The organism is Zobellia uliginosa, from assembly GCF_900156625.1.
GTDB lineage: Bacteria > Bacteroidota > Bacteroidia > Flavobacteriales > Flavobacteriaceae > Zobellia > Zobellia uliginosa.
In genome coordinates this window covers 496,167-522,824 of sequence record NZ_FTOB01000001.1, presented here as the reverse complement: position 1 = coordinate 522,824, position 26,658 = coordinate 496,167, and the positions used below count along the sequence as shown (strand labels likewise).

The window sequence follows — 26,658 nt, the reverse complement described above, 5'->3', positions numbered from 1 at the left end:
AGTACGAGTCGGGTTTTTAATCCCGAACAAGAAAGCCCCAATGATTTTTAATCGATTTGGGGCTTTCCTCTATTCGTCTTTTTTTGGGCGTTCTTCTTTTTTTGCTTTAACCGTTTCTCAATGGAAGATCGAGACGGCTTTGTTTTACGACGTTTCTTTTTGACCTTTAAGGCATCTTCCATAAGAGTCAAAAAACGGGCAATGGCCAGTTCCTTATTTCTGTGCTGACTTCGGGTTTCGTCGCATTGCATTTGTAAAACGCCATCTTTGGTAAGCCTATGTCCTATTTTTCTATAGATGCGCTCTTTCTCGGTAGCAGTAAGTCCATTAGAGTCTTTAAGCGAAAAGCTAAGGTCTATTTTAGTCGACACCTTGTTTACATGCTGCCCTCCGGCACCACTGCTGCGAACGGCCTTGAAATTTAATTCTTGTATCAGTTGGGCCTTGTTCATAGTTTAAAAATCGGCCATACGTTGGTTGATGGTCTCCAATGAAAGATTTAGAAAGATTACCTTACCGACCTCTAGAGGCCTATCATGGTGAAAATAGATGTCTTCACCTTCATAGATACCCACGATCATATAATGACCTCCCATATAATAGGCTCCCTTTACCACACACTCCAAACCCGATTTTCCGGAAACCTTGAATTCATGTGCATATACAATGATACGCCTTTTGGTGTCGGCATACGATTTTACGATGTTTATGGGAATTTTATTGGCCTCTCCGAACAAGGAGGCCACGTAGAGGTCTTTAGGATGCTCGTATAGGTTTTTAGGGCTGTCCTTAGCCACAATGAACCTATCTTTGAGTACGACTACCCTATCGGCAAACGGAAGCATGTCCATATGATCATGTGTAGCCGTAATTACGGTTATTTTTTGCCGTTTTAGGTAACCGAAAAGGTTACGTCTTAAACTGTTCTTTCTAAAGTTATCGATATTACTAAAAGGCTCGTCTAAAAGGAGGACCTTGGGCTCTTGCGCCAACACACGGGCCAAGGCAACACGTTGTTGTTGTCCACGGCTTAACAATTTCACCTTGGTTTTGGCAAATTTGCTCATCTCGATCATCTCCAACAGCTCAATAGTACGTTCTTCAAGTTCCTCAGGCTCAAAAACGGATAAAAACTGACTAATATTCTCCTCTACCGTGGTAAAGGGCATTAAGTCAAAATCTTGGGAGAGGTACTTCATATATGGTTCGCCCGGCACCAAGTTATGAAGGGGACCTAAAACTTGGGTATCGTTCCAGTAGACTTCACCCACTTTAATATCCAAGAGTCCGTAAATAATTTTTAAAAGCGTACTCTTTCCGCAACCACTTTCACCAATAATGGATACATGCTCTCCCTTGGCCACCTTAAGGTTGATATTCTCCAAAACGGGAATATCGTCTACATAGCTAAAAGAAACATGATCTACTTGTAACATATCTTCATCTTCAATTATCTCAACGGCCTTAGGTTAAAAAATCCGGTCGGTATTTTTTTCTTCCGAACTACTTTCCGCTCTTTCCAGCCTTATTCGGAAGTGCCTCGAATCCCATATTGTACAGGGTAAAGGCAAAAATATCGGCATACTGTTCAATGGTCTTGCTTACCGGTGTTCCCGCACCATGGCCCGCATTGGTCTCGATTCGGATCAAGGTAGGATCGTCTCCTGCTTGTTTGGCCTGCAGTTCCGCGGCAAACTTAAAACTGTGGGCCGGTACCACACGATCATCGTGATCACCGGTAGTCACCAAGGTCGCCGGATAAGCCACCCCTTCCTTCACGTTATGAACGGGCGAATAGCCCTTTAAGTATTCGAACATCTCTTTACTCTCCTCCGACGTACCGTAATCATAGGCCCATCCTGCACCAGCGGTAAAGGTATGATAGCGTAACATATCCAAGACCCCTACGGCCGGCAAGGCCACCTTCATCAAGTCGGGTCTTTGGGTCATGGTAGCCCCAACAAGCAGTCCTCCGTTGCTTCCACCACGAATGGCAAGGTATTCTGAAGAAGTATAGTCATTCTCGATCAAGTATTCCCCTGCGGCAATAAAATCATCAAATACGTTCTGCTTTTGCATTTTGGTACCGGCATCATGCCATTTTTTACCATACTCTCCACCTCCCCTTAAATTGGGCACGGCATATATCCCGCCCTGCTCCAGCCAAACGGCATTGGCGATACTGAAAGCAGGCGTTAAACTGATATTGAAGCCACCGTAACCATATAAGATGGTCGGATTTTTTCCGTTGCGTTGTAAGCCCTTTTTATGGGTTATGATCATGGGTACCTTTGTACCGTCCTTTGAGGTAAAAAACACCTGATTTGATTCATAGGCGTCGGAATCGAAGTCGATATCAGGCTTCCAATAAGAGGTATACTCGCCCGTTTCTACGTTGTATTTATAGGATGAACCCGGAATGATATAGTTCGTAAAGGAAAAATAAAACTCCTTATTTTCCTTCTTTCCCCCAAAACCGGAAGCACTCCCCACACCCGGAAGCTTCACCTCACGAATCAACTTACCGTCATAATCGTATTGAAATACTTTACTGATGGCATCAACCATATACTCGGCAAAGAAGTAGCCTCCACCCGTGCCGGCAGTAAGTACATTCTCCGTCTCGGGAATAAAATCTACCCAGTTCTCCTCTCCGGGGTTTTCAGCATCAACGGTGACGATTTTTTTGTTCGGGGCCTTCCTATTGGTAACGATATAAAGTTTTGAGCCTTCGTTCTCAATAATATAGTTATCGGAATCGGTATCCCCTACAATCGTAACCAGACCGCTTTCAGGCTTTGAAAGGTCTTTAATGAACAACTTGTTACCAGAGGTCGATACCGAAGCCGTAATCACAAGATAACGTTCATCTTCTGTTACCGATGCACCAATATACCTATGTTTCTCAGCCGCTACTCCCCCATATACCAATTGGTCTTCTTTTTGGGAAGTTCCCATTTTATGATAGTAGACCTTATGTTGGTCGGTCTTGGCCGAAAGCTCGCTCCCCTCGGGTTTATCGTAGCTTGAATAATAGAAACCCTCGTTTCCTTTCCAAGAAATTCCGCTAAACTTGATATCGGTAAGGGTGTCTTCTACAACCTGCTTGGTTTCGGTGTCGATGACAATGGCCTTACGCCAATCACTACCACCTTCTGAGATCAGATAAGCCGCTAAGGAACCGTCTTTGGTAAAACTTAAACCCGCAAGAGAGGTGGTTCCATCTTCCGAAAAAGTATTGGGATCCAAGAAAACTTCTTCTTCCCCATCTCCTTTTTTTCGATACAGGACGTATTGGTTCTGCAGGCCGTTGTTCTTATAGAAATAAGTATAGTCCCCTTCCTTGAACGGAGAACCCAGCTTTTCGTAATTCCATAGCTTTTCCAGTCTTTCCTTTAGGGCATTGCGAAACGGAATTTTTTCCAAATAGCCGAAAGTAACTTCATTCTGGGCCTTGACCCAAGCTCCGGTTTCTTCGCTCATATCATCTTCGAGCCAACGATAGGGATCCGCTACGGAAGTTCCAAAATAGGTATCAACGGTTTCTGATGTATGGGTCTTTGGGTAATTCACGGTAATATGCTCTTTTTTTGGTAATGATTTGCAGGCTATAATAGCAGCTGCCCATGCTAAAAGTAAAAGATATTTCTTCATGCCTTGACGATTGAAATTCGCTAAAAGTACCATAAAAAAACCTATGCCGGCATTGCACAGCATAGGTTTTAACTAAAAATTTAGAAAGTATATAATTTTTATACCAATTGGTTTTTCACTAAATATTCAGCGATTTGAACCGCATTGGTAGCCGCCCCTTTTCGAAGGTTATCGGCAACGATCCACATGTTTAAAGTATTTCGTTGCGACTCGTCCCTACGAAGACGGCCAACAAAAACCTCATCTTTATCATGGGCGTAGATGGGCATCGGATAGGTGTTGGTATCAGGGTTATCCTGTACGGTAACGCCTGGCGTATCGTTCAACAACTTTCTGACATCGTTCAAGTCAAAATCGTTTTCAAACTCAACGTTTACCGATTCGGAGTGACCTCCGGCCGTAGGTATACGCACAGCGGTAGCACTTATTGAAAAACTTCTGTCGTCCAATATTTTTTGTGGCTCGCGCGCCAATTTCATTTCTTCCTTAGTATATCCGTTTTCCAAGAAAACATCACAATGTGGCAAGGCATTTCGGTTGATAGGGTAAGGATAGGCCATTTCGCCCTGTACACCGGCCATTTCGTTCTCTAACTGACGTACCGCCTTTACGCCTGTTCCCGATACCGATTGATATGTTGAGATAACAACGCGTTTCATCTTGTATTTCTTGTGCAAGGGGGCCAAGGCCATTACCAATTGAATGGTTGAGCAGTTAGGGTTGGCGATAATCTTATCTTCCTTGGTCAGCTCATTGGCATTGATTTCCGGAACCACCAATTTTTTGGTAGGGTCCATTCGCCAAGCAGAGGAGTTATCAACAACCGTAGTACCCACTTCGGCAAACTTGGGCGCCCATTCCAATGAAGTATCACCTCCAGCCGAAAATATGGCAATGTCAGGTTTTGCCGCTACTGCATCGGCCAAGCCTATAATAGCGTATTCTTTATCTTTATAAGAGAGTTTTTTTCCTACCGAACGCTCAGAAGCGACCAATAGCAATTCCGTAATGGGAAAATTACGTTCACTCAACACTTTGAGCATCACCTCGCCTACCATACCGGTGGCACCTACAACGGCTACTTTCATCTTTAATTAATTTAGAAGCACAAATGTAGTGCAAGCCTATTGACCTGACAAGCATTTTAAACGGGTGCAATAATTATTTAACAAAATGTTACAAATTTAACATTCAAACAAAAAAGAACCGTCAAAGAAGTTGCGAAGCTTCCGTGACGGTTTTAAGATGAAACTGCAGTGCAGCGGTAGTCTGCCTTAAAAGGCGACCTTTATCTTATTGTTTTTTAAGCAAATCCCTGATTTCTATCAAAAGATCTTCTTGAGAAGGACCAGATGGTGCCGGTGCCGGTGCCGGAGCTTTCATTTTGTTATAGGCCTTAACGATAAGGAACATAACGAAACCTACGATCAACAAGTTAACGATAGTGTTGATCCATGCACCATAACGGATTGCATTTTCAGGTACGAAGCCTGCCTCCCCTTCAACTCCAGAAGTTGGTGTAAGGACGTATTTTAGGTCGGCGAAATCAACACCTCCCGCAAACTCACCTACAATAGGCATTATGATATCATTGACAAACCCGTTTACCACAAGGCCAACGGCTCCTGCCATTATAACGGCAACGGCAAACTCGATGACATTGCCGGTCATAATAAAATTCTTGAACTCCTTTAACATGATTGAATGTTTTTAATGGTTATATATTAGTGTTTTACGATATGCAAATTAACAAAAAAAGAACCACTTGTTAATTGTGAAGGCTAATTTTTAATTTTTCTTTCCACCCGCTGCGAAACACCCGTAAGTATTTCATAGGAAATTGTCTTGGCCCCCATGGCAAATTCCTCTGCCGTAGGCCGTTCCCCAAAGACCACAACCTCGTCACCTTCTTTACAATCGATTCCACTTACATCTACCATAATCATATCCATACAGACATTGCCGATAATGGGAGCCTTATGCCCATCGATCGTTACATAGGCCTTTCCGTTGCCATATTGCCTTCCTATACCATCGGCATGCCCAATGGGCAAAGTGGCCGTAACCACCCTCTCATCTGCTTTATACGCCCTATTGTAACCGATACTCTGTCCCTTTTCGATCGTATGGATTTGCGAAATAACCGTCTTTAAGGTAGCTACGGGCTTAAGTTGCCTGTCTATACCGGCCTCGTTCCCGAAACCATAGAGCCCGATTCCACTGCGGACCATGTCATACTGTGCCTTATCGAAATTGATAATGCCGGAAGTATTCAACAAATGTAGTATAGGTCTTCCTTTCAACCTCGGTAAAAGTGCACGGGCAATACGCTCAAACGAAGCGATCTGCTTTTCGGTAAACTCCCGCTCGTTTAAATCTTCGGAGGCCGCCAAATGTGACAGCACCGAAACTACCTCTACCTCATCTTGCCCTTCCAAGACGCGGGCCAATTCATCGACCTGGGCTTCGGAAAAGCCCAATCTGTTCAGTCCTGTATTGAATTTTACATGGATGGGATACCGCTTTAACCCTTGTTTTTGGGCAAACTGTAAAAAATCGGCCAGTATTTTTACCGAATAGATGTTGGGCTCAAGCTCATAGGCCAAGAGTCTATCGAAACTCACCGGCAATGGGTGTAGCACCAATATCGGAAGCCGTATGCTCGCCTCCCTTAAAGCGACCCCTTCCTTTACATAGGCCACCGCAAGATAATCGGCCCCCAAACTTTCGAGCTTTTTGGCAATGGCCACCGAATCGCTTCCGTAGGCAAAGGCTTTTACTACGCCTAAAAATTTGGTCGTATCCTTCAATCGCGACCTTAGAAACCTATAATTGTGTTCTAGCGCCGAAAGATCGATCTCTAACACCGTTTCACCCATTTTTGTCATCTACATCTTTGTTGCTTGAAGACACTTCTTCGCTATCTACATTAAGGTGCCTTACCTTTTCCTTCAAACGTGCCTTGTAGTATGCCGCCCTGCTTAGGGGTTCATATTCTTCCGTTTCGCCCAGAAGTACCAGGTTATCGTTACTTGATTTTCGATAACTGTAGTTTGCTAAATTTCCGGTTCGGGTACATATGGCGTGAACCTTGGTCACATATTCTGCCGTAGCCATAAGGGCGGGCATAGGTCCAAAGGGATTACCCTTGAAATCCATATCCAGTCCGGCCACTACGACACGCACTCCCTTATTGGCCAAATCGTTACAGACCGAAACAATTTCATCATCGAAGAATTGGGCTTCATCTATACCGATAACATCGCAAGTATCGCCCAAGATCCGAATGTTTGCCGCAGCCGGTACCGGCGTTGACCTAATTTCGTTCGCATCGTGGCTCACTACCATGTTTTCGTCATAGCGATTATCTACGGTAGGCTTAAAGATTTCCACCTTTTGCTTGGCAAATTGGGCACGCTTTAGCCTGCGTATAAGTTCTTCGGTCTTTCCTGAGAACATCGATCCGCAGATAACCTCTATCCAACCGAATTGTTCTTTATGATTAACAGTATTTTCGAGAAACATTTTGTAATTTTAGACGAAAATACAGGGCTTTTCGTTCTTATTATTAGAGAACTTATCACGAGTTGTTCTTTTACTCCATAAAAAATCCCCGTGTTAAGTCCTAAACTATAGTTTTACAAAGATAGAGATACCTTTTTTACCCGAACTCGGGAGAATAAAAAAAATTGACCGATGAAGAAAAAATTAAAGGAAGAACTGAGAAAATTATCTACGGAAATCATCACGTCCCGCGATATGGACCTTAGTGAAATGTACGATGCCGCAAAAGGTCTGTATGAAAAGCTTGCCGTTCTGAAATACATCGAAGAGAAATTGAACGATATTGAAATAGACGTATCGAAAAACGTCATTGCCCAGAAGTTTGAAAAAATGGCCAATGCCGTACTGAACGAAAATGCCTCGGTACCCGAGAGCAATCCACACGAGGAAGACATTATCATTCCGGGCATGGATACCATTAAGGACATTGTATCGGAGATGCCCAACCATGAAGAGCGCGTAGACGAGGTTTTGGAGGAGTTCTTGTCAAAACCCGATTACATGAAGAACGACAAGGAACTTTTTGAGCCACAAACACCTGTCGTGCCCAACCACAATGGGTCTTCGCCTAAAAAAGAGGTACACACCAAGTCCTTAAACGACAAACTATCGACCAAAGAACTCAAGATCGACCTGAACAATAGGCTTGCCTTTGTAAAGCACCTTTTTAATGGTAGTACCGAAGATTACAATCGCGTTCTATCACAGCTGAATACCATTGACAGTGAGGAACGTTCCATATCGTTTATAGAGAACATGGTAAAACCGGATTATAACAACTGGGCCGGAAAAGAAGAATACGCCCAGCGTTTCATGCAGTTCATTGAACGGAAATTTTCCTGATTTTGTCCGGGACACAGGTGAAACATTGGATTCTTTAAGACATTATATCGTTTTTTGAGGCAAAACCAGTCCTATTTTCAACCTAAATATCTATTTTAGGGTGAAAATTGCCGCGCCATGAAAACACAACAATCAATTTACTGGTCAGCCCTTTTGGTTTTGACTGGAATAATGCTGTTTTCGGTATATAAATATTTCACTCAGTACGAAATGATATCCGGCTTTTTTGAACACCTAAACTATCCCACCTATCTTATTTACCCTTTGGCCATCGCTAAAATATTAGGCCTTATAGCCATATGGGGCAATTTCTCGTCTTGGCTTAAAGAATGGGCCTACGCCGGTTTCTTTTTTGATACGCTTTTGGCGTTCTTTGCACATTATATAACCGACGGCCATAATTATCTTTTCGCCTTTATTGGGCTTATAGCCACATTGAGCGCGTATTTTATGGGCAGAGAGTTACGACCTTAAATTTTATGGGAAAATTATATTTGGTACCGACACCTATCGGTAATCTTGAGGATATGACCTTGCGTGCCATCCGCATTCTAAAGGAAGTGGACTGTATTCTGGCGGAAGACACACGAACAAGTGGAAAACTGCTACAGCACTTTGAAATTGCCACCCCCATGCAAAGTCACCATATGCACAATGAGCACAAGACCGTAGACGCCATTGTCAATCGTTTACAGGCGGGTGAGACCATTGCCTTAATTTCCGACGCAGGAACTCCGGCCATATCAGACCCCGGGTTCTTGTTGACCCGAGCCTGTGTTGAAAAAAACATAGACGTAGAATGTCTGCCCGGCGCTACCGCCTTTGTACCGGCCCTAGTCAATAGTGGCCTACCGAACGATAAATTTGTTTTCGAGGGATTTCTTCCCCCAAAAAAGGGACGACAGACCCGATTGAAATTGTTGGCAGAAGAAACCCGAACCATTATTTTCTATGAATCGCCCTATAAGCTGGTAAAGACCCTTGGTCAATTTGCCGAATATTTTGGGGAGGATAGACAAATATCCGTTTCCCGTGAGCTCACCAAGCTCTACGAAGAGACCTTAAGGGGTACCTCAAAAGAGCTAGTACGTCATTTTACCGAAAAACCGCCAAAAGGCGAAATTGTTATTATTGTTGCAGGAAAAAAACAAAGCAGATGACCATTGATACGTTTATAAAGAAGCTAAAATCTAGCCCGGAAGCCGTTGAATTTGTAGAAACCATGGCAGTAATCGAAGCATACTACCACTTTACCCCCTCGGCCTTTACCAATGGCACCCTAGAGAATGCCCAAGGACAAAATTCAGGTTCATGCAAGCTTTTTGCCTTCGCCAAAGACCAGAAACTGAGTAAAGAAGAGACGTTGGCCTGCTTTGGAAGCTACTACTTTAACGATGTGCTCGACGACCCCGAGGGAACTGGACACCAGAACATCAGGAACTTTATGCAAACCGGGTTTCAAGGCCTGGTCTTTGCCCAAAACCCCTTGAAGAAAAAATAAACCCAATGCAAAAACTGCTTTCTGAAATACGTGCGTGTGAAGTTTGCAGTAAGCATTTGCCTCTCGGCCCAAGACCCATTGTAGCCGCACATCGCCAATCAAAAATTGCGATTATCGGCCAAGCCCCCGGAACCAAGGTCCACGAAACCGGAATTCCATGGGACGACCCCAGCGGCAGGCAATTGCGAAAATGGCTGAACGTTACGGACGAGGAGTTTTACGATGAAAAGATATTTGCCTTGATTCCTATGGGTTTTTGTTATCCGGGAAAAGGAAAATCGGGCGATCTACCCCCGAGACCCGAATGCGCCCCACTTTGGCACGAGGCCCTTTTTCATCGAATGCCACACCTACAACTAATTATCGTTATCGGCATTTACGCCCAAGGATATTACCTAAAAGAGAGAAAGGAAAAAAACCTAACGGAAACGGTAAGGGCCTACCACAACTATTTGCCCAAGTATTTTCCGATGCCCCACCCTTCGCCCCGCAACCGCTTTTGGCTCAAAAAAAATCCTTGGTTTGAGGCAGAGGTACTGCCGGAATTGCAGAAAAGGGTTCAGGTGGTTTTGAGTAGCACTTAAACCTTAAAGACCTGCCTAATACCATTCTAAATTTATACTTTTTTCCAAAATCTTTACTTTAACGTTATTTTCATAGAACAGAAACGACTGATGTGTTTTGACTTCCCTTAAAAAGTCAAGCCTTGATCGGCCCTTAAAATCTATCAATTAATCGTATTTTTGATATTTACAAAAAACATAAAAATTATGGCTACCATAAATCATATTACTACCAAATGGCTGGGCAACATGCAGTTTGAAAGCACTAACCCATCAGGTCTAAACTTAACTATAGATGCAAGCCCCGATGATGGCGGAGAAGGAAAAGGGCTACGCCCAAAAGCCCTGATGCTATCTGGCTTGGCCGGTTGTTCAGGACTTGACGTGGCTTCGCTTATCAAAAAAATGAAGTTGGAGGTCGATGATTTTCAAATAGAGACCATTGCCAACCTTACCGATGAGCATCCGAAATTCTACGACGCCGTTACCATCGAATACCACTTCCACGGAAAAAACCTTGACGAGAAAAAATTACAAAGAGCGGTAGACCTCTCCGTCGAGAAATACTGTGGCGTTATGGAAATGTTCCGTCAATTTGCAAAATTGGAAATAAAGACTGTTTTTCATAAAGACTAAACCTTAAATCAACTATTAAATTTTTCACCCTTTACACCTTATGCGTTGGACCATTAAACCGAAACCTGAACAAGGCGCTATTGACCAATTGGCCAATTCGCTTAAGGTAGATGATTTGGTGGCTCAATTGCTATTGCAACGTGGCATAGCTACCTATGACGAGGCCAAAAAGTTTTTCCGGCCAGAGCTGTCGCATCTGCACGATCCCTTTTTAATGAAGGATATGCATTTGGCGGTTGAGCGTATAGAAAAAGCCATTGCCCATAACGAGAACATCTTGGTCTATGGCGATTACGACGTAGACGGAACTACCTCGGTAGCCCTGCTTTCGTCTTACCTACTGAGTTACTATCCTAACGTGGCCACCTATATTCCCGACAGATATGCCGAAGGATATGGGGTTTCCTTTAAGGGAATCGACTTTGCCGACGACAACGGCTTTTCTTTGATCGTTGCTCTTGACTGTGGGGTAAAGGCCATCGACAAAGTCACCTACGCCAAAGAAAAAGGAATAGACTTTATTATTTGCGACCACCATAGGCCGGGCGACCATATTCCCGATGCGGTGGCTGTTCTCGACCCCAAACGCGACGATTGCACTTACCCCTACGACGAACTTTGTGGCTGTGGGGTAGGCTTCAAGCTCGTTCAGGCCTTGGGCTCAAGGCAAGGACATACCATTCACGACCTGATTCCCTATCTTGACCTAGTGGCTACCGCCATTGGTGCGGACATTGTGCCTATTACGGGAGAAAATAGGGTTTTGGCCTATTACGGACTACAGGTGATCAATACCAATCCGAGAGCCGGTTTTAAGGCGATCATCCACCAAATTAAGAAAACGGTGCTCACCATTACCGATGTGGTTTTCGTGATCGCACCGCGGATAAATGCGGCCGGCCGCATGAAACACGGGCAGCATGCCGTAAACCTGTTGACCGAAACCGACCTGGCCCAAGCGGAAACCTTTGCCGCCCAAATCGAAAAATTCAACGAAGACCGGCGCGGACTCGACAAAGAGATTACCCAAGAAGCCCTAGAACAAATCCAAGAAAACAAAGAGGAAGAACGTTTTACCTCGGTAGTCTATAAAGCATCTTGGCATAAGGGCGTGATCGGCATTGTAGCTTCCCGCCTTACCGAAACCTATTATCGACCTACCCTGGTCTTTACCAAGAGTGGCGACAAACTCGCCGCTTCGGCCCGATCGGTAAAGGGTTTCGACGTTTATAATGCCCTACAGGGCTGTGCCGACTGTATTGAGCAGTTCGGGGGACACAAATATGCTGCGGGCCTCACCCTCCAGGAATCGCAATACGAAGAATTCAAGGCCCGGTTTGAAAAGGTAGTCGCCGAAACCATAGACCCGAACCTCTTGATTCCCGAAATTTCGGTAGACGCCCAAATCGATTTTAGGGATATTTCCCCAAAGCTCATGCGCATCATCAAGCAATTTGCCCCCTTTGGCCCCGGCAACATGACCCCGGTATTCATGGCAGAAAACCTCAAGGATACGGGTTACGCCAAAGGCGTCGGCGAAGATGGGGCCCATTTAAAATTGGCCGCCACCCAAAACGGAATCGGCCCCATAGGAGGCATCGGTTTTAACATGGGCGACAAGCTTTCCATAGTGGCGAACAGACAAGCTTTTAGTGCCGTTTTCTGCTTAGATGAAAATGAATGGCAAGGAAACGTAAGCCTACAGATGAAATTAAAAGATGTACAATAAAAATAGAACAACTCAAATCCGATGGTTTTCATCTTATCGGTGAACCGAGAACCACGGGAGACGGTGGTTATAGAAGTGTTGTTCTCAACCCGAAAGGCAACCGAATCGAAATTATCGTTTAACGACTTTTTATCTAAGGTCGGACTTGATTTCTGTCCTATCAAAAGCCAATTTCTATGTTTGGGCCAACACGCTTCAAACCGCACGACAAACCGCTCGGTCGGTTTTATTTCTTCTCTTCCAACACTTACCCCTGTTTTGTACTTTTCCCGCAAACAAACCAACCGTTTATCGATAAAACTCCATTTTACGGTTATTACAAAGCCCTCACACACCGACCGAACAGTCGGTTTTACAAAATGGAATCCCCACAAAATAATTGACGTATTTACATACATTTCGTCGGTTTATAGTAATACCTTTGCGCCCTATTTCTCTTGAAAAAAGCGTTTTTATGGATCCTTATGCCGCCTTACGTTTTAAAGAATTCAACATCTTTTTGTTGGTTCGCTTTGCCATGGTATTTGCTTGGTCGATGCAGTTTATCGTTATTGAGTGGCAAGTCTATTCCATGACCAAAGACCCGCTTTCTTTAGGAATCATCGGCCTCATGGAGGTCATCCCCGCCGTATCGATGGCGCTCTTTGCAGGACACATTGTAGATCAAACCGAAAAGCGGAATCTCTTGGTCAAATGCATCTTCGGGTTCTCGGTAATCAGCTTCGGGCTCTTTATGCTCAGCTGGCCCTCCCTAGACCAAAAGGTCGACACCGGAACCATTTTATACGGCATCTACTTTTTAGTATTCCTTGGCGGTATTGTACGATCCTTTCTCGGGCCCACCATCTTTTCGTTGATCGCCCTGATCGTTCCCAAAAAAATATATCCCAACGCGGCCACATGGAGCAGTACGACTTGGCAATTGGCATCGGTTTTAGGTCCTGCCCTGGCCGGGTTCTCCATAAGCTGGATAGGGGTTCACTGGTCTATGTGCCTGATATTCGGTTTTTCGGTCATGGCCCTCATAGCCCTCTTCCAGATTTCAAAAAAACCTATTCTCAACCCTAAAATTGGAGAACCTGTATTCCAAAGCCTGCGCGAAGGGCTTCGCTTTGTGTTCAGTACCAAAGCCGTTTTTGGGGCATTGACCTTAGATATGATCGCCGTACTTTTTGGCGGGGCGGTAGCGCTTCTTCCCATTTTCGCACAAGACATCCTCAACGTTGGCTCCGAAGGTTTTGGGGTGTTACGGGCAGCCCCCGCCGTGGGCGCGGCACTCACCATGCTGGGATCTACCCGCTTCCCCTACATAAGAATGCAGGGAAGAAACTGTTGTTCGCCGTATTCGGTTTTGGTATCTGTATGATCGTCTTCGGCCTTTCTACCTATTTTTGGCTTTCGGTAATGGCCTTGTTCGTGAGTGGTGCCGTAGACGGGGTCTCTATGATCATCCGACAGACCATATTGCAGCTTAAAACCCCCGATAATATGCGAGGACGCGTAGCATCTGTCAACTCGATGTTCGTAGGTTCGTCTAACGAGTTGGGAGCTTTTGAAAGCGGACTTACCGCAAAACTGATGGGCACGGTAACCGCTGTAGTCTTTGGCGGCGCCATGACCTTGCTGACCGTTGGTGCAACAGCGATAGTTTCGCCTTCCTTTAGAAAACTGGATCTACAAAAGGATATTGATGAGCACGAGGCTAATGCTTGAGTTCGAATTTTTCGAGGCTTAGCTCTTCGCCGTCGAAAACGGCATAGGTGTAGTAATGGATCCAATCGCCTAAATTGGTATATTTTGAATTTTCGCCCACCTCTATTTCCATGGGCAAGTGCCGGTGCCCAAAGACGAAGTGATCGTAATGATATGTTTCTAACTTTCGCTTGGCATATTGCACCAACCACTCTTTGTCCTCTCCTAAAAACTGGGCGTCGTCGTCACCTGAAATCAGTTTATTCTTCACCGAAAGGTGCTGGGCCAAACGCACGCCTATATCTGGGTGCAACCATCGAAACAGCCACTTGGCCAAAGGATTAGTAAACACCTTTTTCATACGTTTGTAACCCTTGTCGTCAGGACCAAGGCCATCACCATGACCCACGAAAAAGGAGACCCCGTTTATATTGAATTGCTGGGGCTTATGAAAAACCGGGATGTTGAGTTCTTCCTCGAAATAACCGTTCATCCAGAGATCGTGGTTTCCTACAAAGAAATAAATCGGTATGCCCGAATCCGATATTTCGGCCAATTTTCCCAAGGTACGGGTAAAGCCCTTGGGCACTACCGTCTTGTATTCCATCCAAAAATCAAAAAGATCTCCCATCAAGAAAATGGCCGCGGCATCTTTCTTCACGGCGTCTAACCAAGCGACGAATCTTTTTTCGCGCGGAAGACTTTCGGCCCTAGTGGGCGCTCCGAGATGGTTGTCACTGGAAAAATAGACTTTTTTGCCTTGTGGAACGGTAATGGTTTTCATCTGAGGTCAAATATAACGAATACCCTTTTTAAAGAAGTATTATTGATTATCCGATGCATACCACTCCGCAAAGGAAGTATCGGTCTCTTGAAGTTTTAATGAATGTAAGCTGATGTTCTCCGGTAGTCTGGCACGGATTTTCTTTGAGAAATCTATGACCATATTTTCACTTGTAGGTTGGTAATCGGCCAAGATTACGTTGTGTCCACGACTTATAAGTTCTTGGGCCAATTCTACGTGAGGTGTGTTTTTATTGAAGACCGTAGCGTGATCGAACTGATCTACGATTTCCTCTTTTACTATTTTCTTTAAATCCCCAAAATCTATGACCATACCCCATTTTACATGAGAAGTGTCCGTTATGGGCGTGCCAATTACCGTAACCGATAGCTTATAACTATGGCCGTGTACGTTTCTACATTTTCCGTCGTAGCCGTAAAGCGCATGACCGGTCTCAAAATTAAACTGTTTGGTGATTCTAATTTTACCCATGAAATTCTATTGTTTTGCAAAGGTATTCAATTTGCAAAGCCAATTGATATTAAGATGGTATTTGCCTGTAATTTTTAGCAATTAAAACTAAAAAACAGGTCAAACTCCGGATATACCGTATGTTAGCGTTTAAACTTTCTTTTAGCTCTAACGCGATTATAAAAATACACCACTACAACGAAAAGCGCCAGAAGGGGAAAAATAAGGTCGCCATTAAGGAAATCTAAAATATTCATAACTGAGATTTAAAAAAGTAGAACGCCATCTACGGTTGGTTATTGTTATTTTTTGAATTTAGAAAGTGCATTCCTAGTAAATTCAGACAGAACCAATCTACCTGTTATAGCGGCACGTTCTAACAAAAGTTCGTTCCAATGGTCTGTACCCTGCCAAAGTACTTTTTTCCATTCTTCAAGGGCTTCGGGATTGTACCCGGCCAGTTTTTGCACCTGAAAATCAAGTTCCCTATCCAATTCCCCTATATCGTCGAAAACCTTTGAAAAGAGTCCTTTTTCCTGTGCCCAATAGGCATTTTTCCATTCGGTCGGAGCCAACGAAAGTTCAGAAATAGCGGCCGTACCTATCTTTCTTTCTACGGCCGGGGCTATCACTAGGGGAGCGATTCCTATAGTCAATTCAGACAACCGTATAGAGGCAGCTTCCGAAGCATAGACATAGTCACAGGCAGCGGCCAGGCCTACACCTCCTCCAACGGTCTTACCCTGAACACGGCCAACGATTACCTTTTTACATTGGCGCATGGCATTGATGACATGGGCAAAACCACTAAAAAACACCTTGCCCTCATCAAGATCCGACACGGCCATAAGTTCATCAAATGACGCACCGGCACAGAAAGCGCGGTTTCCTTCCGATCTGAGTACAATAACCGTTATAGCATCGTTTTCAGAGAGTGTTTTAAACTCTCGGGTCAGCCGATCTAAGAGCTCGGCTACAAAAGAGTTACTTGCAGGGTGACCAAATTCTATGGTAGCGACCTTATTATCGATTTTCGTATAAAGGCTTCCATTTTCACGGGTAGTTCCCATAACTGTAATTTAATTGTTCAACAAAGGTATCAATCAAAATTAATGGTTTTGCAATAGGGGCCGAAACTTTCTGATAAACTTAACGACCAAGGCCCCGCCACGTATGGCCATCCATACGGTAAAGGCGATCCAGATCCCGTAGAGTCCCCACCCCATATACTTTCCTAAAAAGACAACAGGTACAAACCCGAGGAAGGTTGCGGCCAACAGGGTATTTCTAAGGTACTTCATTTCTCCCATCCCCTTAAAAATCCCATCAAAAACAAAAGCTATGGTATTCATGGGCAGTCCCAAGATTACGATAAAAAATACGGCATAAAATGCATTGAGCACTACGGTCTCCTTTGAAAAGAGGAGTCCAATCGGCTTATAGAACAAAAAACCGGCCACCACCAATACCACGCTGACCAACAGACCGTAGTACACGATTTTCTTTGCCAATTGCCACAAGCCCTTGTAATCTTTTGCCCCCAAGAGCCTACCTCCCATAATATTTCCGGCTGCGGCATACCCATCGATAAAAAAGGCGGAGAACAGCCAAATATTAACGGCAATGGTATGGGCACCAATAAACTTCGGACCTAAATCGGTCGCTTCACGAACCGCCAATATCAATGCGGTATTCAAGGCCAAGGCACGAACGAACAGATTGAGGCTCATTACCACCAATCTGCCCAGCTCATCATGAACCGGTAATTTCAAGCGAAAGCTTATATTGGTCTTTGTCACCAACAGTACAAAAGCCATAATAGCCATAATAACCTGCGCCAAAAGGCTTGCCCATGCCGCACCTTCCAAATACATAGGCTCTATGAATCCTTCTATTCCGTAAACAAAGGCAAAATCAAGGCCTACATTGAGAACGGCCCCGACAATGGCGATCAACATGGGGTAATAGGTATTCTGCAACCCCCGAAAAATACCCATGACGGCAAAAACGAAAAGGGTCAACGGAAAGCCCCAAACCCGTATGGAATAGTAAGAAACACAATAGTCAAGAATCTTGCCCGTAGCATTGAGCAGCTGAAAAATATCCTCGACCACAAAAATGGTGGATAGCAAAACGAGAATGCTCAAGCCAATATTCAGAAAAATAGCTTGGGCCGGCAAGCTCTTTACCTCGGCGATACGTCCGGCACCCAAATACTGGGAAATAATGGCCGATATGGCACTTCGGGTCTGGCCCAAAATCCATATCAACATGGAAAGAAAAGAGCCGACAATACCTGCCGCGGCAAGCGATTCAAGTCCGTCTACGGGAATATTCCCCACAATGGCCGTATCGGTAATGGACAATAGGGGTTCTGCAATACCAGCAACGGTAGCAGGTATCGCCAATTTATTAATGGTCCTAAAATTGATTTCAGCCTTCAAGGGGGCGAAATTACAACACTAATTCATAACAATGAAAAGGATGCCCGCTCTGTTTCGGAAAGAAAATATCGCCCAGTCGCTGAAATCCCCTAGCTTCATAAAATCGTTGATTGCGCTTGTTTTGGCTGAAGGTATCCAACCGTATGGAACGAAACCCCTTTTCGCGTGCGAAATTTTCGGCAAAAGCCATTAGTTGTTGGGCATAGCCCTTACCCTGAAAATCAGGATGTACCGCCACCCGATGAATGTAGATATTCTTATCGGTAGGCGTCAACCAGCGAACCGGTTCATATTCTTCGTCCATAAAAGTAGAGATGACCATAGTTCCGATAATTTGGTTATCTTCCTCCAGAACGTACAGTTCCTTTCTATCGACATCGCACTCAAATGCCTGCCGAGAAGGATAATGTTCGTTCCATTGATAAATACCGTTAGCCATCATTGCGACCGCACAAGCTTGCGTCAATTTCAGAATTTCACCAATTTCGGATGTCTTAGCGGGTCGAATCATTTTTTCAAATCCAATTAAATTGTAAATTTAAACGATAAATCCGAAAACAATATGAAACACATACTAGTACCTATAGGTATTTCACCCGATGCACACCGCACTTTACAATATGCCGTAGACTTTGCCGCGGTGTTTTCCTCACAGGTCTATGTGATGGAAGTTTTCAATGTTTCGGTGGGAGCAGGTAAAAGTTTGGCCAATGTTCCCCAAAAACTGGCCGAAAGCGGAAAAGAACGCCTAAAGGAAGTTATTGAAAAGATAGACGCCAAAGGTATTGACATCAAGATCGCTACCTACAATGGTGGCATTGTCGATGGCCTAAAGGATATCGACAGGGAACTGGGCATCGATTTGATCATCATGGCGCCACGGAGTAACGATGTTACCGAAGAACTATACTTGGGCAATACCTCTGGAAAAATCATCAAACAGACCGATATACCAACGCTGATCGTACCCAAGGGAAGCGTAATGACCCCTCCTAAAAATATTCTGACCGCCTTTAAATCGGGTATACTCAAAAGAAACCGTATTCTAAATCCCTTGTTGGACATTAAGAAAAAATTCGGGTCTACGGTAAACCTACTTTTGGTAAAAACACCGGGCTACTCCGATGCCGATCTACGGATCAACACGGCATTGATGGATGTCAGTTCACAGGTAACCATGACCGAGGCCCCAACGACCTACCTAGGCGTACTCGAACATATGCAGGCGCAACATCCGGACCTATTATGCGTTTTTAGGCACAAAAGAGGATTTTTTAAAAAACTTTGGGAAAAGAATACCATACCTAAATCAGAGTTTTCGGCCCGTATTCCGGTACTTGTACTCAGTGTAAAGAAGGATTAAAAAAGTTGCGATAATTACTTGCCCAACTATTTTGATACTTTCATAAAAAGTATTTCCTTTGCACCTAGCCAAAACGGGGGATTAGCTCAGCTGGCTAGAGCGCTTGCCTGGCAGGCAAGAGGTCACCGGTTCGACTCCGGTATTCTCCACCAAGCTATTACAGGGCTCCAAGATTCATTTCTTGGAGCCTTTTTTATTACGATATAATTGATCTTGGGTTATTTTGCCCTATCTTCATAAACCCCGCTTTTCCCTAAGTTTTAACAGATAACCAAATAACGGTCAGCGCCTTTCTACCTTTCAAAAAAAACAAAAAAACAATAGCCCTCCCTTCGGCCATGTGCCTTACTTTGAATAATAAAATATAAGCCTTGGTCTTGCCAAATCAGGTCATAGGCCTTATCTTATAATCGGATTTTCTTGATTTCCCAGTTATACTTTGGGTACGGCAAATGTTTATACTTACGGAAACGATTAAAGTTCTCCGGTAATACTCAATTCACGTCTATTGATACCGTAAATCCGGTCATCGATACAAAAAATCGACACTTGGGATACAACAACTGTGTACCTTTATAAATTCGATCGCTTTCTAAAGGATATGTTCAAGCCAAAGGAGCAATCTTGAATAACATGGCCATTTATAATCTTATGCGTTTCATTACTAAACTTTGCGGAGTTCTTTTGGTACTTTTCTCATACAGTGCCAATGCACAGTATAAACCCAAGGTTTGGGATACCCGTGACGGGCTTTCAAACAACTGGATTTCCGATATTACACAAGATGACAAGGGCTACATTTGGCTAGCTACCCAATATGGTCTCAACCGTTTTGATGGCTACACCTTTAAAAGCTATACCCATATCCCCGACGACTCCAACAGTCCGATTGCCAATTGGGTCAAGTGCATCGCAAAAAAATCGAAAGACGAACTATGGCTTGGTGTTGCCTATGGAGGTCTCGACCGAATCGATGTAGAGAAAAATGAATTTACCCACGAAGCCTTTGTCTACGAAAATGATACCATTACATCGATCAATAAAATGACCCCTTCTACAGAAGGAGATTTATATATAGCGAGCGAAGATGGCCTTTTTCTAAAAAGACAGAACAAAAATACCTTTGAAAGAATATTCGATAAACGAGTCATCGATATCACCACCAATCCATCGGGCCAAATTTTCTTTCTGGGCCGAACGGAGGTTTACACCTATAATGACCAAACCCAATCGTATACGCTGCTATTCGAAAATGCGGGAAAACGCATAGAAAAAATCTTTTTTGATTCAAAGAATAGGCTTTTAGCCCTTGTAAAAAATTCATTATTGGTCTTTGAAGGTGCAAACGGAACCTACAACATCTCTAAACGTCTTAAGATCGACAACCTGGTATCGCTGTTTTTTGCCAATAGTCCCATTATTGAAGATTCAGAGCATAGAATTTGGATCGGTGGGGAAAATGGCATTTCAATTGTGGACGAAAGCCTCGATTCGGTAGAATTTCATTCCTATGAAAGCATGTTCGAAAAAGATATGACAGGCGTACAGGCACTCAGCTTTTTCGAAGACCTCCATAAAAATATGTGGATAGGCACCAACAAAGGCTTGGCACTCATCTCTACTTTTACTTCAAGGTTTCATTCGAGCCATCTGCTTCCTGAAGGCAAAAACCTCAACGATATACGCGAATTTTATCAGGTGGGCAGTACCTTGCTCATCGCTTCCAACGAAGGACTCTTTTCATTGGATAAGGAAAAAAAGCTTCAAGAAATTCTTCCGAAGAAAATCTATGGCATGCACCTTTCCGATGACGGTAGGCTTTTCGCTATTGGCAATGGCCTATTTGAGATAGACACCGCTTCCTTTAAAACAAAAGTATTATCTGCTTCATATTTCAGGGGAGGCTGGTCGATAACCGAAGACAAAACGGGCGATCTATGGATGATTTCCGATGAGAGCTTGGTATGTTACCGCAAAGCTTCGGATCGGTTTGAAACCTATAACATAGCCGACATTCCCACCTTAAAAGACTTTCCGAGAATTGACCTCCTCATCGATTCCAAAGGTAGATTATGGGCCTGCACCTTAAAATCGGGCGTCTATCTTTTAGAGAACCCCCAAAGACTGAAATCGGGCGATACCGCGGCATTTAGAAACATCAACTATGTACCGGGAAATGAAAACAGTCTTTCCAATCGCTTGACCACTTCCTTACTAGAAGCTTCCGATGGCACTATTTGGGTCGGAACCGATGCCGGTTTGAACGCCATTGACCCCCTAAGCTTTGAAATTAAGAGATACCTTAAAAAAGACGGGCTCAAAGATGAAAAAATCATGGCCTTGGTAGAAGACAATTTTGGCAATATCTGGGGCAGTACCATTGGTAACGGTATTTTTCAATTAAACCAAAACACAGGTCTCTTCAATTTTTTTGGTCAGGAAGATGGCTTAAAAAGCAGCAACTTTCTGCTGTCTTCGGTCTACAAAAACCACGATGGCTCCTTATTTTTCGGAACCGACAATGGCCTAGAGATCATCGACCCTAGTGCCTTCAGGGAATTTGAAAGACCTAAAATCGACTTCTTTTTTACTGACACGCGATTACTTTCGAAATCGGGCGAGGAACAAATACGAAAACTTTCCCCCAAACATAAACACTTGGTGTTGCCCCATAACAACAACTCGATTACGGTCAACTTTACGACCCTGAATTACCATTTGGCCGAAAAAACGATCTACAAATACAAGGTTGACAACCTTTACGACACTTGGCAAGACAATGGGAACGATCGCAGTGTAACCTTCAATAGTTTGCCTCCGGGCGAATACGGACTTGAAGTGGCCGCCATTAACCCCGATCTAGATTTTACGAACGATGTCATACGGATGAGCTTCGTAATCAATCCACCTTGGTGGAAAACCAACCTGGCATACGCCTCATACGTATTGCTTTTAATATCCTTGCTCTTTGCCGTTCACACCTCCCTTCTGAAAAGAAAACTCGATCTTGCGGAAAAAAACAGACTTCAAGAGCTCGATTCCTTTAAAACCAGCTTCTTCAACAACGTTGCCCACGAACTAAAAACACCTTTGACCATTATTTCAGGTATGGCCAATACCCTACAGAAAAAAGGAAATAAAGGCATAGCCCATTCCGCAAAGACCATAAGCAGAAACAGTAATGAACTGAACGATCTTATCAACCAAATTCTTGATCTTTCAAAACTCGATGCGGGAAAATTGGAACTAGAAATGGTGCAAGGCGATATTATCGTATATCTCAAATATATATCGAGTTCGTTCGAATCCTTGGCCAGCGCAAAAGAAATACGCTTGCATTTCCTATCCGAAGTAGATACGCTCTACATGGATTTCGATCCCCAAAAAATAAAACATATTTTCTCTAACCTGATATCCAATGCCATTAAAAACACGGGCATAAAGGGAGACATCTATCTTCAAATAGCACAGAAAGACGACAAGGCCGAATTTGTCGTAAAAGACAATGGTATCGGTATCTCAAAGGAAGATTCAGAACTGATTTTCGACCGGTACTACCAAGCCAAAGGGCAATTGGCCGGAACGGGTATCGGATTATCGTTTACCAAAGAATTGGTGAATCTTATGAAGGGTTCTATCAAGGTTGAAAGTAAATTGCAAGTAGGCTCCTGTTTTAAAATAAGCCTCCCTATTTTAAACGAAGCCACGGAGCAAATTTCGTACGACGAAGAACCTAAAGAATATCTCACTAGAAACCAGCCGACCCAAGATTACAAGGGCATAGACCATCAACTGCCTTTGATTGAAATCATAGAGGACAACTTGGACATCTGTTCGTATTTGGAGACTATTTTAAGCCAAGAGTACAGACTGAACTTTAGCCAGACCGGCGATAGTGGCTGGGAAAATGTTCTCGGATCCGTGCCCGACCTGGTAATAACCGATTTGATGATGCCCGGAAAAGACGGATTCGAGATCTGTCATGCCATAAAGTCGAACCCTATCACCAATCATATACCCGTAATCATGCTGACGGCCAAATCAGATACCCAGTCGAAACTTGAGGGATTAAGACTTGGTGCCGATGCCTATTTGAAAAAGCCCTTTGACGAAAAGGAACTTATCATTCGTATAGCCCAACTACTGGCGCAAAGGGAGGTGTTACGCGAGAAATATCGCAATCCCGTTTTTTGGGACGGCCAAAATTCAAAAGGTGCCATCGAAACCGATGAATTTGTTCTTAAAGTAAGAAGCATCATAGAAAAAAATATAGACGATACCGGTTTCGGCATTTTAGAACTTTGCAGGGAATTGGGTATTAGTCGAAGCCATCTACATCGAAAGCTCAAGGCACTTACCGGGGCATCAACCAGTATGTTTATACAAACCGTAAGGCTTCAAAAAGCCCGCTTGCTTTTAAAAACTTCCCAGAAAAACGTCTCGGAAGTGGCATATGAAGTCGGTTTTGACGATCCCGCCTACTTTTCAAGAGTCTTCTCAAAAACTTTTGGCTACCCCCCGAGCGAAACACATAAAAGACTGTAAAACAAACAATTAACCCTTATTTCATCTTAAATAAGGCAACAATACTCCAATAGTATTATGCTCCATGAGCCAATAATCCAGACTTTGACAACAATGTTAAAGGTCTATTTCCCATACAGCTTGTAATTTCGTTTCTAACGGCTTCAAGCAGGCATTTTATATACCAACTTTCACCATCATCAAGAATCATCAAAATCCCACCTAACTCACATCTATGATATTCCGAACGGTATTTATCCTTTCCCCCTCAAATTTAAAACCCTTGGATTATGCAAGATTACACCACATTGAGTACCCTAGAAGAAATCAGGGCCATTAGCTTCTTTTCAACCTCTTTAAGCTCCAAAGAAACTATTGACGAAATACTTTGGGGCATTACCCGAAACGTGATTCATCGATTGGGATTCATTGACTGCGTTATTTACACCTACGATAACGAAACCTGCCTATTGACCCAACATGCCGCGTATGGCGTTAAAAACCCGTTCGATCAGCGCATACACAATCGGATCAAACTCGAATTGGGCGAGGGAATCGTAGGTAGTGTGGCTATGTCAAAATCAGCCGAAATCATCAACGATACCTCAAAAGACCCAAGATATATCGTTGACGATGCTGCGCGTCTTTCGGAAATTTGTGTACCCATTATCATAAACGACACCCTCTTCGGCATTATAGACTCTGAGCATCCGCAAAAGGCCTTTTTTACGGAGAAGCACCTACATCTATTGAATATCATTGCCGCACTTTGTGCCCAAAGGATCAAAGCCCTGCACGTAAAGACCAAAAAAAACTTTACCAAGGCCAACCAATACTTTAAAAAACTGGAAGAACTCATGCGGTTCAAAAAGCTGTACCGCAACCCTAACCTGAGCTTGAACTCGGTTTCCGAGGCACTGGGTATATCCGCATGCTATCTATCAAGTATGGTCAACAGTCTTTTGAACAAAAGTTTTATCGATTTTATCAATGAGTATAGAATTGCAGATGTAAAACAAAATTTAAATTCTGACCGCTACGCCCACTATACGATCGTTTCCTTAGGCCTCGAAGCCGGGTTCAATTCAAAATCCGCCTTTTATTCGGCCTTTAAAAAACATACGGGCCTTACCCCACTACAGTACAAGAACGATTGCTGCCTATTATCCTGATTTTTTAAATGCGAAAGATACAGGACTCGCCCCTTTCCCTTAACGATTAGGTTTGCATCGGTAACCTTAACAAGAAAAGTTTCCATGTCGAAAAAATCAACACTAGCAAGCCTATAGAACACTTTGACATTCAAGAACAACAACAATTAAAATAAGGGGAAGCAACGATTCCTTTCTATTAAATCAAGTGAATTATAAACTAAAAACAATTACTATGAAAACTTTAAGAAACGTACTTTTTCTAACATTATTCGGATTGCTTACCATCGCCTGTTCCAAAGAAGGAGACCGAGGGCCGGAAGGACCTCAAGGCATACAAGGAGAGACTGGACCCGCTGGTGCAGACGGCCAAGATGGAGCGGATGGAGCGCAGGGGGAACCCGGTGAAGATGGTGAAGATGGTGCCACGGGCACGGCCAATGTTATCTTTTCCGATTGGATTCCATCGACATTCGACAATAACATTGTAGCTACCGGAGCAGGCATTGATATAGAGGCCGAGCGATTGACCAATGATATTATGAACGATGGCGTGGTCATAGTCTATGGCAGAAACGAAGAATTATTTACGGGTAACGACATCTTTCCGTTACCACAGGTCGTCGGCAACAACCAACACGCCTTTAGGCTGGAAAAAGTCGGTACGATCAGAATAACCATTCTCTCAACAGATGGTTCCTCTGTAGGATCACCTTATTTCGAAAAATACCGCTATGTGCTCATACCGGGCGGACAATCAAGCGAAGGCAACGAAGGTCCGGGTAGTCTATCTAAGCAACAGCATCTAGACTATGCCAAAATGAGCTATGACGAGATCGTGGCACATTTTAATATTCCCAAATAAAGCCAGTTCTAAAAGGAGGCTGTTAACGGCCTCCTTTTTTCTACCTAAACCTTGGCAATAGGCTTTCTTCTTGAGGCAGAAGTCTACCAACGGTACAAGAACAAAACATTCTCACCCAAATTACCTTATCATAAAAAAACAAATATGAAGACACAAAGCATAACACTACTTCTATTATTCCTCTGCAGCTTATCAATGGCGCAACAGCAACCGAATACGATAAAAGTGAACGCAAGAGTGACCTATATCGACCCGGAACCTGTTTTTAGGGCAGACATCTCCTTAACCGACAGTTATTCCGACCAAAGCATCAACAAAATGCAGATCGATCAAATGAGAGCCCACTTTAAAAAACTAATCGAGGATAACGGCTTGTCTTGGAAGGATATAAAAGAGCATCCGGGCATCTTTGGTTTTGAAACAATGGGATATAATAAAGAAGGTATTATCTATCAATATGAGACCAAATCGGCCGAGAACATGAGACAGTTTTTGAAAATCAAATCTCCCCTTATACAGAGCCTGAATATGACCTCAAATATTCATATCGATAACAACGAAGCAGAAAAAATCACCCAGATGGCCTTTGACAAATCATATGAAAAAGCCTCGCTTCTTGCCAAAACCATGCATAAAGATTTAGGTGACATCATATCGGTACAAGAAAATGGAAGCGTTTACGGAAAACAATATGGGGTTAGCCTATACTACGATAGACCACCAGGTGAATTTTACTACGACATTGCGGTAACCTATGAACTTAAGTAAGCCATTAGGAGTAGCAAAGGTTCTATCTTGGTAAAATCAGTGGAAGCACGGGTATTCACCCAACCCATAGCGGGTTGCAAGAGAGAAGTTGCCCCAAAGGCATAGG

The 26,658-nt window shown here is 43.6% G+C and carries 24 protein-coding genes, 1 tRNA gene and 1 pseudogene; 14 read left to right on the top strand and 12 right to left on the bottom strand.

Annotated elements, in window-relative coordinates; genetic code table 11:
• Positions 1 to 47: 47 nt before the first annotated feature.
• From arfB to BW980_RS02145, 7 genes are all read right to left on the bottom strand, one after another.
• A complete protein-coding gene (gene arfB, locus BW980_RS02175) occupies positions 48 to 452 on the bottom strand; it encodes an alternative ribosome rescue aminoacyl-tRNA hydrolase ArfB (RefSeq protein ID WP_076453307.1) in 405 nt (134 codons plus the stop codon).
• 3 nt (positions 453 to 455) lie between these two features.
• On the bottom strand, positions 456 to 1,436 hold the full coding sequence (locus BW980_RS02170) for an ABC transporter ATP-binding protein (RefSeq protein WP_076453306.1): 981 nt from the start codon (positions 1,434 to 1,436) through the stop codon (positions 456 to 458).
• Positions 1,437 to 1,503: 67 nt separating this feature from the next.
• Positions 1,504 to 3,654 (bottom strand): prolyl oligopeptidase family serine peptidase, encoded by a 2,151-nt coding sequence (locus BW980_RS02165; protein ID WP_076453773.1) that lies wholly within the window; start codon positions 3,652 to 3,654, stop codon positions 1,504 to 1,506.
• A gap of 98 nt (positions 3,655 to 3,752) precedes the next feature.
• On the bottom strand, positions 3,753 to 4,742 hold the full coding sequence (locus tag BW980_RS02160; RefSeq protein WP_076453305.1) for an aspartate-semialdehyde dehydrogenase: 990 nt from the start codon (positions 4,740 to 4,742) through the stop codon (positions 3,753 to 3,755).
• Between the two features lie 205 nt (positions 4,743 to 4,947).
• Positions 4,948 to 5,352, bottom strand: coding sequence for a large conductance mechanosensitive channel protein MscL (gene mscL, locus BW980_RS02155; RefSeq protein WP_076453304.1), 405 nt, complete (start codon positions 5,350 to 5,352; stop codon positions 4,948 to 4,950).
• Positions 5,353 to 5,435: 83 nt separating this feature from the next.
• Positions 5,436 to 6,542 carry an alanine racemase gene (gene alr, locus BW980_RS02150; protein ID WP_076453303.1) on the bottom strand — a complete coding sequence of 369 codons (1,107 nt, stop codon included), beginning with the start codon at positions 6,540 to 6,542 and terminating at the stop codon, positions 5,436 to 5,438.
• Positions 6,526 to 7,179, bottom strand: a complete 654-nt coding sequence (locus tag BW980_RS02145; RefSeq protein ID WP_076453302.1) for a thymidine kinase — start codon at positions 7,177 to 7,179, stop codon at positions 6,526 to 6,528. The genes alr and BW980_RS02145 overlap by 17 nt, the downstream gene beginning before the upstream one ends.
• A 171-nt stretch (positions 7,180 to 7,350) precedes the next feature.
• On the opposite strand from BW980_RS02145, the gene BW980_RS02140 reads away from it, so the two are divergent.
• The 8 genes and pseudogenes from BW980_RS02140 to BW980_RS02100 all read left to right on the top strand — a co-directional run bounded on the left by BW980_RS02140 (position 7,351) and on the right by BW980_RS02100 (position 14,203).
• Positions 7,351 to 8,061, top strand: coding sequence for a hypothetical protein (locus tag BW980_RS02140; RefSeq protein ID WP_076453301.1), 711 nt, complete (start codon positions 7,351 to 7,353; stop codon positions 8,059 to 8,061).
• A 117-nt stretch (positions 8,062 to 8,178) separates the two neighbouring features.
• Positions 8,179 to 8,535, top strand: a complete 357-nt coding sequence (locus BW980_RS02135) for a DoxX family protein (protein WP_076453300.1) — start codon at positions 8,179 to 8,181, stop codon at positions 8,533 to 8,535.
• Positions 8,536 to 8,540: 5 nt separating this feature from the next.
• A complete protein-coding gene (gene rsmI, locus BW980_RS02130; protein WP_076453299.1) occupies positions 8,541 to 9,221 on the top strand; it encodes a 16S rRNA (cytidine(1402)-2'-O)-methyltransferase in 681 nt (226 codons plus the stop codon).
• Positions 9,218 to 9,562 (top strand): HopJ type III effector protein, encoded by a 345-nt coding sequence (locus BW980_RS02125; RefSeq protein WP_076453298.1) that lies wholly within the window; start codon positions 9,218 to 9,220, stop codon positions 9,560 to 9,562. Before rsmI ends, BW980_RS02125 begins: the two co-directional genes overlap by 4 nt.
• A 5-nt stretch (positions 9,563 to 9,567) precedes the next feature.
• Positions 9,568 to 10,146 carry a uracil-DNA glycosylase family protein gene (locus BW980_RS02120; RefSeq protein ID WP_076453297.1) on the top strand — a complete coding sequence of 193 codons (579 nt, stop codon included), beginning with the start codon at positions 9,568 to 9,570 and terminating at the stop codon, positions 10,144 to 10,146.
• Between the two features lie 186 nt (positions 10,147 to 10,332).
• Positions 10,333 to 10,761 carry an OsmC family protein gene (locus tag BW980_RS02115; RefSeq protein ID WP_076453296.1) on the top strand — a complete coding sequence of 143 codons (429 nt, stop codon included), beginning with the start codon at positions 10,333 to 10,335 and terminating at the stop codon, positions 10,759 to 10,761.
• 40 nt (positions 10,762 to 10,801) lie between these two features.
• The gene (gene recJ / locus BW980_RS02110) at positions 10,802 to 12,490 is read left to right on the top strand and encodes a single-stranded-DNA-specific exonuclease RecJ (protein WP_076453295.1); all 1,689 of its coding nucleotides are present in this window, start codon (positions 10,802 to 10,804) and stop codon (positions 12,488 to 12,490) included.
• A 454-nt stretch (positions 12,491 to 12,944) separates the two neighbouring features.
• Positions 12,945 to 14,203, top strand: a pseudogene (locus BW980_RS02100) (MFS transporter).
• Here BW980_RS02100 and BW980_RS02095 read toward each other — a convergent pair.
• The 5 genes from BW980_RS02095 to BW980_RS02075 form a co-directional block, all read right to left on the bottom strand.
• The gene (locus tag BW980_RS02095) at positions 14,193 to 14,966 is read right to left on the bottom strand and encodes a UDP-2,3-diacylglucosamine diphosphatase (protein WP_076453293.1); all 774 of its coding nucleotides are present in this window, start codon (positions 14,964 to 14,966) and stop codon (positions 14,193 to 14,195) included. The pseudogene BW980_RS02100 and the gene BW980_RS02095 overlap by 11 nt on opposite strands.
• A 39-nt stretch (positions 14,967 to 15,005) precedes the next feature.
• Entirely contained in the window at positions 15,006 to 15,458 is a 453-nt protein-coding gene (locus tag BW980_RS02090; protein WP_076453292.1) for a 6-pyruvoyl trahydropterin synthase family protein, read from the bottom strand.
• A 281-nt stretch (positions 15,459 to 15,739) separates the two neighbouring features.
• Positions 15,740 to 16,507 carry an enoyl-CoA hydratase/isomerase family protein gene (locus BW980_RS02085; protein WP_076453291.1) on the bottom strand — a complete coding sequence of 256 codons (768 nt, stop codon included), beginning with the start codon at positions 16,505 to 16,507 and terminating at the stop codon, positions 15,740 to 15,742.
• Between the two features lie 39 nt (positions 16,508 to 16,546).
• Positions 16,547 to 17,881, bottom strand: a complete 1,335-nt coding sequence (locus BW980_RS02080) for an MATE family efflux transporter (RefSeq protein ID WP_076453290.1) — start codon at positions 17,879 to 17,881, stop codon at positions 16,547 to 16,549.
• A 10-nt stretch (positions 17,882 to 17,891) separates the two neighbouring features.
• On the bottom strand, positions 17,892 to 18,392 hold the full coding sequence (locus BW980_RS02075) for a GNAT family N-acetyltransferase (protein ID WP_076453289.1): 501 nt from the start codon (positions 18,390 to 18,392) through the stop codon (positions 17,892 to 17,894).
• A 51-nt stretch (positions 18,393 to 18,443) separates the two neighbouring features.
• Between BW980_RS02075 and BW980_RS02070 the strand changes: the two genes are divergently transcribed.
• From BW980_RS02070 to BW980_RS02045, 6 genes are all read left to right on the top strand, one after another.
• Positions 18,444 to 19,244, top strand: coding sequence for a universal stress protein (locus tag BW980_RS02070; RefSeq protein WP_076453288.1), 801 nt, complete (start codon positions 18,444 to 18,446; stop codon positions 19,242 to 19,244).
• A gap of 75 nt (positions 19,245 to 19,319) precedes the next feature.
• Positions 19,320 to 19,396, top strand: a tRNA-Ala gene (locus BW980_RS02065).
• 499 nt (positions 19,397 to 19,895) lie between these two features.
• Positions 19,896 to 23,789 (top strand): hybrid sensor histidine kinase/response regulator transcription factor, encoded by a 3,894-nt coding sequence (locus BW980_RS02060; protein ID WP_175609835.1) that lies wholly within the window; start codon positions 19,896 to 19,898, stop codon positions 23,787 to 23,789.
• 269 nt (positions 23,790 to 24,058) lie between these two features.
• The gene (locus BW980_RS02055) at positions 24,059 to 24,940 is read left to right on the top strand and encodes a helix-turn-helix domain-containing protein (RefSeq protein WP_076453286.1); all 882 of its coding nucleotides are present in this window, start codon (positions 24,059 to 24,061) and stop codon (positions 24,938 to 24,940) included.
• A 214-nt stretch (positions 24,941 to 25,154) separates the two neighbouring features.
• Positions 25,155 to 25,784, top strand: a complete 630-nt coding sequence (locus BW980_RS22880) for a collagen-like protein (protein ID WP_076453285.1) — start codon at positions 25,155 to 25,157, stop codon at positions 25,782 to 25,784.
• Between the two features lie 144 nt (positions 25,785 to 25,928).
• Positions 25,929 to 26,552 (top strand): hypothetical protein, encoded by a 624-nt coding sequence (locus BW980_RS02045; protein ID WP_139327573.1) that lies wholly within the window; start codon positions 25,929 to 25,931, stop codon positions 26,550 to 26,552.
• Positions 26,553 to 26,658: the final 106 nt, after the last annotated feature.